Source organism: Streptomyces sp. NPDC091287 (assembly GCF_044768525.1).
GTDB lineage: Bacteria > Actinomycetota > Actinomycetes > Streptomycetales > Streptomycetaceae > Streptomyces.
Genome location: NZ_JBIVUV010000008.1, coordinates 233,269 through 246,398 on the forward strand (window position 1 = coordinate 233,269; position 13,130 = coordinate 246,398).

Below are 13,130 nucleotides of genomic sequence, written 5' to 3' on the forward strand. Positions count from 1 at the left end.
TGCGGTTCCTCAGTTCTACCGGGCAGAAGTATGCGGCCGTTCCGAGAAGGTGGTGATCACCTTGGTGCATCGGAGGAAAGCGGAAGCGGTCTTTCCTGTCAGGGGTTGACCACATCGTAGACATGCTTGCGCGGCGGATGATCCGGTCTGCGGCATAGTCCGTAGGCAGAGTGATTTTGTCGAGAAGTGGCCAGCGGGCTTTGGGCGTTGTGGTATTTGCGCGGCGGCGCGCTCGCGATGGCGGGCGCCGGCGCGGAGACTGGCCACGGGAGGGCGTCCCAGGTGTGCGATGCGCCCACCGGAAGGCCTCGGATGAAGCCGAGAATCGAGCCGCAAAGCGGAGATGGCCCCTGCGGAGGAATTCTTTTCGGTCAATCTGAAAAATCTCGCCGGGTCGTTCGATCGGCACCGACGGCACCGACGGCACCGACGGCACCGGTGGATTCGGGATGACACCAGTAGGAAGTCACCTCATTTGGACGACTCCGTAGAGTGTTGGCCATGGTGGGGATCGTTGGGCGGCTGGTGCCGGGCGAGTTGTGGGAGCTGTTCCAGCGGGTGGTGCCGGAGGCGCCGTCGCGGAGTACGGCTCGAAGATCCACCTGATCACGGAACGATCAGGTCTGCCTGGCCCGTCGGCTGTCACCGCCTCCCCCGACGCTACGAACGCAAGGCGCAGCGCCTTCGCGCAGCGTACGGCCCTGACGCGCGTTACCTTCCTCGGCTGGTCCTCGGCTGAGCGGGGCCGGTGGACCTGTGGAGGCCGGGGTCCGAAGCCGCCGGGTGTTCGTCGGCCGAAAGGGAGGAGGTGCCGTCCCTGTTTCCGGTCACCGGCCCGTCTGCGGGGAGGGGAGCGGGATCCGTGGCGTGCACTCGAAGGCGTGGTGTCCGCTGGCCAGTCCGGTGACCGAGAGCAGGTCCAGGCCGGCCTCGGTGAGCAGCCGCCGCATGTCCTCGGGCGTTTCGAAGGCGCCGGCCCCGCTTCCGGAGATCACCGTCCGGAAGAGAGCGTGGACGGAGTCGGCTTCCCGGTCGAGGAGTGGTTCGAGCACGATAAGGCGGGGCGGGGCCGCACCGGGTGCGCGGGAAGCCGGCGAGTGCGTCATCGCGTTCCGCACGGACGCGAGAATGCGCAGGCACAGGTGCCAGGGCCAGTCGTGCAGGACGTTCTTCAGCAGGTACAGGTCGCCGCCGTCGGCCACCGACTCGAAGATGTTTGCCGGGTGGAAGCTGAGCCGCCCGCCGTGGGGATGGCCGGCCGCCGCCATCCGGGTGGCCGACCGGGCACAGACGCTGGGCCGGTCGACGCACACGCCCTCCAGGTGCGGGTTCCTGGCCAGGATCGCGCCGAGTACTGTGCCGTTGCCCCCACCGATGTCGACCACACACCGTACTGCGGAGAAGTCGAACTGCTCGGCGACGGCCTCCGCCGCCGACTGTGCCAGCTCGGCCATCGCGGCGTCGAAGACCTGCTCCGTGGCCGGGTCACCTTCGAGGTACTCATACAGGGAGGATCCGAAGACCTTGTCGAATCCGGGGCGGCCGGTCCGCACGGTGCTGAGGAGTGCGCCGAAGGCGTCGTCGTAGGTTTCCGCCAGCAGGATGCAGCGGTTTCGCACAGAGTGGGGATGGTCCTTCCGGAGCGCGGCGAACTCTTCGGCCAGGGCGAAGGTTCCGTCCGGGGCGCTTTCGAAGATCTCGTAGTGGGACAGCACGTGCAGGATGCGGAGCAGTACGTCCTGGTCGGTCCCGGTGCGTGCCGCGAGGTCGTCCGGCGTCATGGAGCCGCCGTCCAGGATGTCCGCGAGTCCCAGTCTGGCCGTCACCGCCAGCACGCGGGAGATGCAGCCGCCCGAGGCCAGCGCCGCGAGCCGGGGACCGCCCAATGTGTCGTGCTTCTGGTGCAATGTCTCATCCCTCACAGGTGCTGATGCCCAGCGCGTCCGGCGCGGTCGTGGGCACGGTGTCCGGATGTCGCGCCTGCGGCTGTCAGCAGGTGTGGTCCCACCGCTCGGCGCGTGAATGAACAACGAGACCGGGGCCGGTAGGGGAACGGGCCCCGGCGCTGATCGGGCGGCGAACACACGGCCGGAGAAGCCACATGAGGATGAACATGACCGTTTCGGATGGCGTCGCGGACCGGCGGGTCGGCACTCTGTTGGCGGGACCGTCCGGCGCGTCGCAGGGTGCCGGGAGTCCGCCGCGGCGGCGGGCCGGGTCCTCGGTCTCCCGTCGCGTACGGGATTGGTGATCGGTCCGCGTGCGGCCCGGCATAGGGTGAGGAAGACGGTGACAGTTACCCCTCAGGACACGGGCCAGGCTCCGACGTACCCGATGTACAGGAGTTGCCCTTACGAAATGCCCCCGGGCTACGTCGAGCTGCGGAAGCGCAGGCCGCTCTCACGAGTGTCCCTGGGCGACGGTCGCGAGGTGTGGCTCGTGGCCGGGAACGCCGAGGGCAGGGCCCTGTTGCGCGATTCCCGGCTGTCATCCAGCACGAGCCGTCCGGGCTTCCCCTGTCTGGCCGGGCAGGAGGTGCCCGAGCTCCCGCTGATCGGCACGGACGACCCCGTGCACGCCGGGCAAAGGCGGCTGTTGGCGTCGAGCTTCGGCATCCGCCGGATCGCCGCCCTGCGCCCGCAGATCGAGCGCACCGCGGAAGAGCTCATCGACGCGATGTTCGCCGGGGGCGACGGCGCCGAACTCGTCCGGGCCTACTCGCTGCCGCTGGCATGCGACGCGTCCTTCGCGTTCCTCGGCGTGCCGCGTGAGGAACGGCACCTGCTCAAAGACCTGGTCCGGAGCACCCTGCTGGGCTCTCCGGAGAAGGAGACGCACACCTCCCAACACGCTTTCACCGACATCCAGGACCATCTGCGTGAGTTGATCGCGCGGAAGGAGCGGAATCCCGGTGACGGGCTGATCGACGAGCTCCTCGCGGCCCACCCGCTTCGTGACGAGGCGGACCGGGACGAACTGGTCCTGCTCTGCACGGTTCTGGCGACCGGCGGGAACGAGACCACCTCGGCGACCATCGCCACCTCCGTCTTCGCGTTGCTCGAACACCCGGAGCAAGCAGCGGTGCTGAGGGCCGATCCCACACTGACGGCGGCAGCCGTCGAGGAGCTGAACCGGCTCATCTCGGCCGGTGACGCGCTTCTGCGAGCGGCCGTCGCGGACATCGAGATCGCGGGGCACACCATCAGGGCCGGAGACGGAGTGATCATCTCCACGATGCTGATGAACCGGGACCCCGGCGCGTGGGACGGACCCGATGTCCTCGACATCCGCCGCCGGGCCACCCGCCACGTCGCCTTCGGCTACGGCATCCACCAGTGCGTGGGTCAGAACTTGGCCCGCGCGGAGATGGAGATCGCACTGAACACCCTGCTGCGGCGTGTTCCCACACTGCGCCTGGCCGTCCCCGCCGACCAGGTGCGGAGCACCACCGCGACCACGCAGGAGGGCGTCGCCGAACTGCCGGTCACCTGGTAGCGGGAGGGGGGAGACGGCAACGGCGAAGAGGGGGAAGGAGAGGCGGAAACGGATGCGTATCGACATCGACATCGACACCGACCGGTGCATCGGGGCGGCCAGGTGCGTGCAGCACGCCCCCGGCGTCTTCACGCAGAACGATGACGGCGTGGTCGAGCTGCTGCCGGACTCCGGCGAGCGGGAGGATGCCCCGCTGGTCCAGGAGGCCGTGATCGCCTGCCCGGTGCAGGCGATCACTGTGGAGCATCCCTGATGAGCCGAGGGCCCGACGCGCACCGTCCGTCAGCGGGGCTTCCCGGCTCGTGCGAATAGGTTCCATCGCCTCTGTCCAGACTGCGGCTTCCTCCTGCGGCTTCCTCCTGCGGAATCCCCTGCGCCACGAGCCCGGCCCGGTAGGCGGACGGCTCGACGCCCGGTAGACGGACGGCTCGACGCCCTGATCAGAGAACCGGGGGCGGCGACGTCACCTGCGAGGAGGGGGCAGGCAGTACGTCGTGGACGCGCACCTGAGGGCGGCCCGCGCCGCGCCCGTGCTCCGTGTCAGGAACCGTGCATGATCTGGATCAGGTTGCCGACGGTGTCGTCCAGGACCGCCGTGGTGACGGCGCCCATCTCCGTCGGCTCCTGGGTGAACCGCACGCCGAGCTTGCTCAGTCGCTCGAACTCGGCCTGGACGTCGTCCACGGCGAAGGCGGTGGCCGGGATGCCGTCCTCGACCAGGGCCGTCGTGTACGGCCGTACGGCGGGGTGCTTGTTCGGCTCCAGGAGGAGTTCGGTGCCGTCGGGGTCCTCCGGTGAGACCACGGTCAGCCAGCGGTCCTCGCCGCCGAGCGGGACGTCGTGCTTCTTCCGGAAGCCCAGTACGTCCGTGTAGAAGCGCAGGGCCTTCTCCTGGTCTTCGACGAAGACGCTGGTCAAATTGATCCTCATGGGGTGCTCTCCGGTGCTTTCGGCCCGAGCCACCGGCTGACGATGTGCTCAAGGGGTTCGGTGTCGAGGTCGTGGAACTTGTAGCGGCCCTGGCGGCGCGTGACGACCAGCCCCGCCGCTTCCAGGACGGCCAGGTGCTGGCTGACCGCCTGGCGGGACAGGCCCAGGCCGTGTCTGGTGGCCAGTCGCGCGCATATCTCGAACAGGGTCTGGCCGTTCCGTTCCGTCAGTTCGTCGAGGATGTGCCGCCGGGTGGGGTCGGCCAGGGCCTTGAAGACATCGTCCGCCATGACCCCACAATAGGCAAGTAGCGACTTGCCTATCAAGGCGGGGCGCTCGCGGACAGCTCCGTGACCGCGGCGGCTAGGAGGGGCTGTCCTGCCGGCCGGCCGCCCCGGTCCTGGGGGCGGCGACGGTCTCGGTGATGACCGGGAAGCGGCGCGGGGCGAGGGTGATCAGGGCGAGCAGGGCCAGGGCCGCGGCTCCGGCGGCCCCGATGTAGACGTGGTCCACCGCGGCGTCGACCGCCCGGCGCAGGTAGTCCGTGGCCGCCGCGGAAAGGGTGCCCGGCTCCTCCAGGGCGCGGGCGACCGCGTCCAGGTCGTCGGGGAGGCCGGTCACCGGGGCGTCGAGGAGGCGGGCGGCCAGGACGCCGTTGGCGACGGCCCCGAAGACGGCCGCGCCGATGCTCTGGCCGACCTGGCGGCAGAAGAGGACGGACGCCGTCGTCGTACCGCGCTCCGCCCAGCCGACCGTCGACTGGACGCCCACGATCAGGGGGAGCTGGAAGAGGCCGAGGGCCGCGCCGAGCAGGAGCATGAGCAGGGCCGGGTGCCAGGGCTCGCCGGGGTAGGGGAGCAGGGGGAAGGCCAGCAGGATCAGCAGGGCCGCACCGATGCCGATGATCGCGGTGAGCCGGAAGCCGATGCGGTTGTAGACCCGGTCGGACAGGGCCGCCGTGACGGGCCAGCTCAGCGTCATCACGGAGAGCACGAACCCGGCCGCTATCGGGCCGAGGCCCAGCACCGACTGGGCGTACGTGGGGAGGAAGACGGTCGGCGCGACCATCAGCAGGCCCAGCGCGCCGAGCGCCAGGTTGACCGAGGCGATGGTGCGCCGACGCCACACCCAGCCCGGGATGATCGGCTCCGCCGCCCGCCGTTCGATGACGACGGTGAGCGCGGCCAGCACCGCGCTCACCCCGAACAGGCCGAGCGAGGGCGCCGAGAGCCAGGGCCAGGCGACACCGCCCTGTACGAGCGCGGTGAGCAGCAGGGCGCCGGTCGCGAAGACGGCGAGCGCGCCCGCCCAGTCGACGCGGGGCCGGACGGCGGGGCGGGGGCGTGCGGGTTCATGGAGGTGGCGGACCACCAGCCAGAGGGCGATCGCCCCGACCGGGAGGTTGATCAGGAAGATCCACCGCCAGTCGGCGTACCCGGCGAGCAGCCCGCCGACCACCGGTCCGGCGACCGCGGAGGTGGCCCAGACCGTCGACAGCTTCGCCTGGATGCGCGGGCGTTCCTTGAGCGGGTAGAGGTCGGCCGCGATGGTCTGGACCGTGCCCTGGAGCGCGCCGCCGCCCAGGCCCTGGACGATGCGGAACGCGATGAGCGCGCCCATGTTCCAGGCGGCCGCGCAGAGGATCGAGCCGATCAGGAACAGGATGATCCCGGCTATCAGGACCGGCTTGCGGCCGAAGGTGTCGGAGAGCTTCCCGTACAGGGGGAGCGTGACGGTGACGGCCAGCAGATAGCCGGAGAAGAGCCAGGAGAAGACGGTGAACCCGCCGAGGTCCCCGACGATCTGGGGGACGGCGGTGGACACGATGGTGCCGTCGATGGCCGCCAGCGCCATGCCGAGCATGAGCGCCGCCACGACGGGGCGGCGGCCCCGGGGGGTGGTGAGGGCGGGCGGCCCGCCCGTGCCGTCCCCGCCCGCGCCGGGGCCCGTACTCGTACTCGCCCCCGCGCCGGGGCCCGTCCCGGAGCCCGCGCCTGGGCCGGCTTTGGCGTCCGCGCCCGTGCCGGTCCTGTCCGCGCCGGGGGCGGAGCCTGCCGCTGTGTCGTCCGCGCCCACGTCGCTCTTGTCGTCCGTGCCGCTCACCGGGTTTCCTTCCCTATGCACGTATCTCCCGGGGCACTGTCTCATCCGGGAGCGCCGTACGGGGCGGGACGAGGAGAACCGTCGAGGGGTTCGGCGGGGGGAAGGGCAGGGTGGGCAAGGGGGCACCGGCGGACGCCTCCGCTCCGGTTGGGTGGCCGCCCCGCCCGGGGTCCCGCCGGGGCGAACGGTGCCCCTGACCTCGCCTCCCCCTGGGGGGCGAGTCCCCTAGGGGGTGCCCCCTCATGGTGGCCAGGGCCCGTTCCTCCCGGCGGAGGACGTGGCGGCAGGGGGCGTTTCCTTAACCTGTTCTTACGCCCTAGGGAGTGTCCGCAAAGTATCGTCGTCCGCCCTCTGGGTGGGCCAGACGAGACTTTGCGGACACGACCTAGGGCCCACCGCAGGGGGGCAGGTAGGGAAAACCCCACCTGAAGACTGCGCTGGGCACCATCGCGCCGGACACCGTCCAGAACCCAGACTCGGACCGTACCCAATGACGTCCAGTCATCGACTGACATAGGAGAAATACCGTGACAACGGCTGTGACCATTCCCAGGCACGGGGGCACTGGAGGGCGTACGGCCGTCGCGGCGCGAGCGCGGCAGGTCGTGAAGGCGTACGGCACCGGGGAGACCCGGGTCGTCGCGCTCGACCATGTCGATGTGGACATCGCCCGCGGGCAGTTCACGGCGATCATGGGCCCGTCCGGCTCCGGCAAGTCGACCCTGATGCACTGCCTGGCCGGGCTCGACACGGTGACGTCGGGCGAGATCTTCCTCGACGAGACCGAGATCACCAAGCTCAAGGACAAGAAGCTCACCCAGCTCCGGCGCGACCGGATCGGGTTCATCTTCCAGGCGTTCAACCTGCTCCCGACGCTCAACGCGATCGAGAACATCACGCTGCCGATGGACATCGCGGGCCGCAAGCCCGACGCCGCCTGGCTCCAGCAGGTCGTGGAGACGGTCGGGCTCTCCGAGCGCCTCAAGCACCGGCCCACCCAGCTCTCGGGCGGTCAGCAGCAGCGTGTCGCCGTCGCCAGGGCGCTCGCCGCCCGGCCGGAGATCATCTTCGGTGACGAGCCCACCGGAAACCTGGACTCCCGCGCCGGGGCCGAAGTCCTGTCCTTCCTCCGCAAGTCGGTCGACGAGCTGGGCCAGACCATCGTCATGGTCACCCACGACCCCGTCGCCGCCTCCTACGCGGACCGGGTGCTGTATCTCGCCGACGGTTCCATCGTCGACGAGATGTACAACCCGACCGCGGAGCAGGTCCTCGACCGCATGAAGCACTTCGACGCACGTGGGCGGACGTCATGACTGTCTGGAAGACCTCGGTGCGCAACTTCCTCGCGCACAAGGGCCGGATGGCCCTCTCCGCCGTGGCGGTGCTGCTGTCCGTGGCGTTCGTCTGCGGCACGCTCGTCTTCACCGACACGATGAACACCACCTTCGACAAGCTCTTCGCGGTGACCTCGCCCGACGTCACCGTCAGCCCGAAGACGGCCGGCGGGAACGACGAGCAGCCCGACAACGGCAAGCCCGTCTCGCTGCCCGCCTCCGCCGTCCAGGAGGTCGCGAAGGCCGACGGCGTGAAGAAGGCGGAGGGCGCCGTCTTCTCCATGGCGGTCACCGTCGTCAACAGCGAGAACAAGAACATGGGCTCCGAGACCGGAGCCCCCACCATCGCGGGCAACTGGACCGAGAACGACCTGCGTTCGATGGAGATCACCTCCGGACACGCACCCCGCGGCCCCACCGAGGTGATGGTCGACGCCGACACCGCGAAGAAGCACAAGCTCAAGATCGGTGACGAGCTGCGCACCATCGCCGCCACCGGTGACATCACGGCGAAGATCAGCGGCATCGCGTCGTTCACCGTCACCAACCCGGGCGCGGCCGTCGTCTACCTCGACACCGCCACCGCCCAGAAGCAGCTGCTCGGCGCCCCCGACGTCTTCACCCAGATCCTGGTGAGCGCGGAGAGCGGCGTCAGCGACACCCAGCTGAAGAAGAACGTCGCCACCGTCCTCGACGGCTCGGCCGCGTACAAGCTCCAGACCCAGCAGGAGGCCACGGACGCCAACAAGGACTCCATGGGCTCCTTCCTGGACGTCATGAAGTACGCGATGCTCGGCTTCGCCGGAATCGCCTTCCTCGTCGGCATCTTCCTCATCGTCAACACCTTCTCGATGCTGGTCGCCCAGCGGACCCGTGAGATCGGCCTGATGCGGGCCATCGGGTCCAGCCGCAAGCAGGTCAACCGCTCCGTGCTGGTGGAGGCGGTCCTCCTCGGCATCGTCGGCTCCGTGCTCGGCGTCGCGGCCGGCGTCGGTCTCGCCGTCGGGCTGATGAAGGCGATGGGCGCCGTGGGCATGGAGCTGTCCACCGGCGACCTGACCGTCGCCTGGACGACCCCCGCGATCGGCCTCGTGCTCGGCGTCGTCGTCACGGTTCTCGCCGCGTACATACCGGCCCGCCGGGCCGGCAAGGTCTCGCCGATGGCCGCGCTGCGCGACGCCGGGACCCCCGCCGACGGCAGGTCCGGCTGGATCAGGGCCGGTATCGGCCTGTTCCTGACGGCGGCCGGCGGTGCGGCGCTGTGGGCGACGACCCAGGCGGACAAGGCCACCGAAGGCTCGACGTTCCTCGCCCTCGGCGTGCTGCTGACCCTGATCGGCTTCATCGTGATCGGCCCGCTCCTGGCCGGTGTGGTGGTGCGCGCCCTGAGCGTCGTCGTCCTGCGGCTCTTCGGCCCGGTCGGCCGGCTGGCCGAGCGCAACGCCCTGCGCAACCCCCGGCGTACGGGAGCGACCGGCGCCGCCCTGATGATCGGGCTCGCCCTGGTGGCCTGCCTGTCCGTCGTCGGGTCCTCCATGGTGGCCTCGGCCACCGAGGAGCTCGACAAGTCGGTCGGAGCGGACTTCATCGTCCAGGACAGCGGCGCCGGGCGGCCGATCGTGCCCCAGGCCGCCGAGGCCCTGAACGCCGTGCCGGGCCTGGAGCACATGACGAACTACACCTACGTCAAGGCGAAGATCACCGCCCCCGACGGAAAGACGGTGGACGAGGGGGTCACCGCCGCCGACCCGACGTACCAGCAGGACGTCCGGCGCACCGCGCTCTCCGGCGACCTCTCGAAGGCGTACGGCAAGAACGCCATGTCCGTCGGCGAGGACTACGCCGAGAAGCACGGGGTCAAGGTCGGCGACACCCTCACCGTCGCGTTCAAGGCGGGGGAGACGGCGAAGCTGAAGGTCGCCGCCATCACCTCCGACGACACCAACATCGACCGCGGCGCGATGTACACCAACCTCACGACGGCGACGTCCTACGTCCCGGCCGACCGGATGCCGCAGAACGTGGCCATGTTCGGCAAGGCCGAGGAGGGCAAGGAGAAGGAGGCGTACGCGGCCCTGAAGAGCGCGATGGCCGAGTACCCGGTCTACAAGGTGCAGAACCAGGCCGACTTCAAGGAAGACCTGAAGGACCAGATCGGCCAGTTGCTGAACATCGTGTACGGCCTGCTCGCCCTGGCGATCATCGTCGCGGTGCTCGGTGTGGTGAACACCCTCGCCCTGTCCGTGGTCGAACGGACCCGCGAGATCGGCCTGATGCGCGCCATCGGGCTCTCCCGCCGCCAGCTGCGCCGCATGATCCGGCTGGAGTCCGTGGTCATCGCCCTCTTCGGGGCGCTGCTCGGACTCGGACTCGGGATGGGCTGGGGCACCGCGGCCCAGAAGCTGCTGGCGCTGGAGGGTCTGGAGGTCCTGGAGATCCCGTGGCCGACGATCCTCACGGTCTTCGCCTGCTCCGCCCTCGTCGGACTGTTCGCCGCTCTCGTCCCGGCCTTCCGGGCGGGCCGGATGAACGTCCTGAACGCCATCGCGACGGACGGATGAGCCGGCGTCCTCCCGACTACGGTGACCCTCCGGGTGTCACCGTAGGATGACCCGCAGGCCCCGGGACGTTCCTCCAAACGTCCCGGGGCCGACCCCGTTCCCCGCGCGCCGTTCCCCGCCCCGCGCGGTTCCCCGCCCCCCCGGCCGTTCCCCCCGCCGTTCCCCGCCCCCCGTTCCCCGTCCGGGCCCACCGGTCACGGCGGACCGTGTCAGCTTGCTGCACAGGGCGGCGGTCCCCTGTGCAGCAAGCTGACACCGAGGCCCCTCTTGTGGTGCGTTCTGCGCTGGCATGGTCGTTCGAGCCGGGACGAACCCCGGCTCCGACGCCACCGTCGAAGGGGAAAACGTGTCCAGGTCACCGCTTGCCAAGAAGCAGCGCCGCCCGGCCAGAGCCGCCGCCCTCGTCACCGGAATCGCCCTCGCCGCCCTCGCGCTCTCCACCGGCGCCGCGTCGGCCACCACCCCCGCGGGCCCCCCGCCCACCGCCGACCACGTCACCCGGCTGATCTGTACGGAGTTGGCGGACCTCATCGGCCAACTGCCCCCGGAATCCGCACCCGCCCAGGTGTGCAAACTGGTCAACGGCTGGGACTAGGAATGTCGACCCGCGCAGGGGCGGCAGGACCCACGGGAACGGATGAGCCGACAGGGCCGGCGGGACCGGCAGGAGCGGCAGACCCGGCAGACCCGGCAGGAGAGGCGGGACGCTCCCTGGGGGCGCCGGGCGTGATGCGTTTCCGGCTCCTGGGCCCGCTGGCCCTCGCGGACGGACCCGACACCGTCGTCCTCCAGCCCTCCAAGCCCGCGAACCTGCTCGCCGCGCTGCTCCTGCACGCCAACTCCACGGTCTCCGCCGAGTACTTGCAGCGCGCGGTGTGGGGCGAGGAGCAGCCCGTCACCGCCAGGGCCGCCCTCCAGACCTGTGTCCTGCGGCTCCGTCGGCTGTTCGCCAAGCACGGGGTCACCGGCGCCTCCATCGAGGCGGTGCCCGGCGGCTACCGGATCACCGCCGCACCGCACACCCTGGACCTGCTCGGCTTCCGCGAGCAGGTGCGCCGGGCCGCCGGCCTGGACCGGGACCCGGAGGCGGAGCTCTGCGCGCTCAGGGACGCCCTCTCGCTCTGGCAGGGCTCGCTGCTCGCCAACGTACGGTCCGTCGTCCTGCACCGCGACGAGGTGCCCCGGCTCGCGGAGGAACGGCTGCGCGCGGTCGAGCGGGTCTGCGACCTGCTGCTGGGGCTCGGGCGCTGCGGTGAGGCGCTCGTCGACCTGTGGACCACTACGCGCGTATATCCGGGGCACGAGCGTTTCCACGAACAGCTCATCGAGGCCCTTTACCGCAGCGGACGCCAGTCCCAGGCCCTCGCCGAGTACCGCAGGGTCAAGGGTTTCCTGCTGGAGGAGTTGGGCGTGGACCCCTCGCCCTCCCTGCGCCGCCTCGAACTGTCCATCCTGCGCGGCGAGGATTTGGGCTCCGCCGGCCCGGCGGCCCCTCGCGTCATCCGGGGCGAGACCGTTCCCCTCCCCGCCGCGCCCTCGGCCGGCCCGGCCGCCGCCTCGCCCACAGCCCCGGCCGCCGTCACCTCGTCCGCGGCCCCGGCCGCCGTCACTTCTTCGTCCGCGACCCCGGCCGCCGCTGCGGTCTTCGCCCCGGCCGCCGCCCCCGGCGTCGGGCCCGTCCCCGCCGTGCCGCACTTCACCGGGCGGGCCGCCGAGGCCGCCGCCATGGCCGCCCGCCTCACCGCGCTCCCGGCCCCCGGTCCCGAGGACCACCGGCCCCTCACCGTCCTGGTCTCCGGAGCCCCCGGAATCGGCAAGTCCGCGCTCGCCCAGCACGTCGCCCGGCTCGTCCGGGACGACTTCCCCGCCGGGCGGTTACTCGTCCGGATGACCCGCGTGGACGGCGAACCCCGCACGGTCGACGAGGTGGCCGCCGAAGTGGCCGCCGCGCTGGGGGAGTCGGGCGAGGGGCGCGCCCTGCTGATCCTGGACGACGTGGTCGACGCCGATCAGGTGCGCCCCCTGCTCGCGCCGGGCGCGGGAGTTTTGGGGGCGCCCGCCGGGGCGTCGGCGGGAAGCGCGGGCGCGGGGGGCTCCGCCGTCGGACCGGGCCTCGCCGTCGTGGTCACCAGCCGGATGGGGCTTGGCGGGCTCATCGCGACGCACGGCGGCTGGGTGCAGCGCCTGACCGCCTTCACCGAGGCCGAGTCGTACGCCCTGCTGCTGGCCGCCCTGGGGGCCGAGCGGGTCGAGGCCGAACCGCGCGCCGCCCGTCGACTGGCCGCCCTGTGCGGCCACTTCCCGGCCGCCCTGCGCATCCTCACCGCCCGGCTGCTGACCCGGCCGGGGCTGCGGCTCGCCGACGCCGTCGACTGGCTGGGCGAGGACCCGCTCGCCCGGCTCACCCTGACCGACTCCCCGGACCTCTCGGTCACCGGACTCTTCGACCGGGCGCTCGGCCGGCTCGACCCCCGGCTGTCGGAGGCCTTCGAGCTCCTCGCCCAGGGCCCGCCGGAGCTGCTCGCCGACCGGGACCGGGGCCCCGAGGACGAGGGAGGCGTTCCCGAAGCCGTACGGGAGCGGCTCGCCGATGCCGGACTGCTGGAGGACGGCCCGCCGGGCCCGTACCGCATCCACGACCTGCTCCGCGCCCACGTACGAAGAACCGCCCGGATCCGCGACCGCCGCACAGAGAAGGTGTGAT

10 protein-coding genes are annotated in these 13,130 nt (G+C 71.1%); 6 read left to right on the forward strand and 4 right to left on the reverse strand.

The features are described 5' to 3' along the window. Positions 1-827: 827 nt before the first annotated feature. Entirely contained in the window at positions 828-1,907 is a 1,080-nt protein-coding gene (locus ACIQRW_RS16050) for a methyltransferase (RefSeq protein WP_403759965.1), read from the reverse strand. 451 nt (positions 1,908-2,358) lie between these two features. Here ACIQRW_RS16050 and ACIQRW_RS16055 point away from each other — a divergent pair, with 451 nt between their 5' ends. Both ACIQRW_RS16055 and ACIQRW_RS16060 read left to right on the forward strand, forming a co-directional pair. Next, on the forward strand, positions 2,359-3,495 hold the full coding sequence (locus ACIQRW_RS16055; RefSeq protein ID WP_403759968.1) for a cytochrome P450: 1,137 nt from the start codon (positions 2,359-2,361) through the stop codon (positions 3,493-3,495). 52 nt (positions 3,496-3,547) lie between these two features. Further along, positions 3,548-3,748: a ferredoxin gene (locus ACIQRW_RS16060; protein ID WP_403759971.1), complete on the forward strand. Its 201-nt coding sequence runs from the start codon at positions 3,548-3,550 to the stop codon at positions 3,746-3,748. Positions 3,749-4,035: 287 nt separating this feature from the next. Here the strand turns inward: ACIQRW_RS16060 and ACIQRW_RS16065 are convergent, their stop codons facing one another. From ACIQRW_RS16065 to ACIQRW_RS16075, 3 genes are all read right to left on the reverse strand, one after another. Further along, entirely contained in the window at positions 4,036-4,425 is a 390-nt protein-coding gene (locus tag ACIQRW_RS16065; protein ID WP_403759974.1) for a VOC family protein, read from the reverse strand. Then, positions 4,422-4,715, reverse strand: coding sequence for a helix-turn-helix transcriptional regulator (locus ACIQRW_RS16070; RefSeq protein WP_097912952.1), 294 nt, complete (start codon positions 4,713-4,715; stop codon positions 4,422-4,424). The genes ACIQRW_RS16065 and ACIQRW_RS16070 overlap by 4 nt, the downstream gene beginning before the upstream one ends. Positions 4,716-4,788: 73 nt before the next feature. Next, positions 4,789-6,528 (reverse strand): MFS transporter, encoded by a 1,740-nt coding sequence (locus ACIQRW_RS16075; RefSeq protein ID WP_403759976.1) that lies wholly within the window; start codon positions 6,526-6,528, stop codon positions 4,789-4,791. A 527-nt stretch (positions 6,529-7,055) separates the two neighbouring features. Here ACIQRW_RS16075 and ACIQRW_RS16080 point away from each other — a divergent pair. From ACIQRW_RS16080 to ACIQRW_RS16095, 4 genes are all read left to right on the forward strand, one after another. Continuing rightward, a complete protein-coding gene (locus ACIQRW_RS16080) occupies positions 7,056-7,844 on the forward strand; it encodes an ABC transporter ATP-binding protein (RefSeq protein ID WP_403759979.1) in 789 nt (262 codons plus the stop codon). Next, the gene (locus ACIQRW_RS16085; RefSeq protein ID WP_403759982.1) at positions 7,841-10,426 is read left to right on the forward strand and encodes an ABC transporter permease; all 2,586 of its coding nucleotides are present in this window, start codon (positions 7,841-7,843) and stop codon (positions 10,424-10,426) included. The genes ACIQRW_RS16080 and ACIQRW_RS16085 overlap by 4 nt, the downstream gene beginning before the upstream one ends. 346 nt (positions 10,427-10,772) lie before the next feature. After that, on the forward strand, positions 10,773-11,021 hold the full coding sequence (locus ACIQRW_RS16090) for a hypothetical protein (protein ID WP_403759985.1): 249 nt from the start codon (positions 10,773-10,775) through the stop codon (positions 11,019-11,021). 134 nt (positions 11,022-11,155) lie between these two features. After that, positions 11,156-13,129: a BTAD domain-containing putative transcriptional regulator gene (locus ACIQRW_RS16095; RefSeq protein ID WP_403759988.1), complete on the forward strand. Its 1,974-nt coding sequence runs from the start codon at positions 11,156-11,158 to the stop codon at positions 13,127-13,129. Position 13,130: the final 1 nt, after the last annotated feature.

Coding starts and splice junctions, on each gene's coding strand:
- ACIQRW_RS16095 (WP_403759988.1), top strand. CDS start 11,156: ATGCGTTTCCGGCTCCTGGGCCCGCTGGCCCTCGCGGACGGACCCGAC.
- ACIQRW_RS16055 (WP_403759968.1), top strand. CDS start 2,359: ATGCCCCCGGGCTACGTCGAGCTGCGGAAGCGCAGGCCGCTCTCACGA.
- ACIQRW_RS16070 (WP_097912952.1), bottom strand. CDS start 4,715: ATGGCGGACGATGTCTTCAAGGCCCTGGCCGACCCCACCCGGCGGCAC.
- ACIQRW_RS16065 (WP_403759974.1), bottom strand. CDS start 4,425: ATGAGGATCAATTTGACCAGCGTCTTCGTCGAAGACCAGGAGAAGGCC.
- ACIQRW_RS16085 (WP_403759982.1), top strand. CDS start 7,841: ATGACTGTCTGGAAGACCTCGGTGCGCAACTTCCTCGCGCACAAGGGC.
- ACIQRW_RS16060 (WP_403759971.1), top strand. CDS start 3,548: ATGCGTATCGACATCGACATCGACACCGACCGGTGCATCGGGGCGGCC.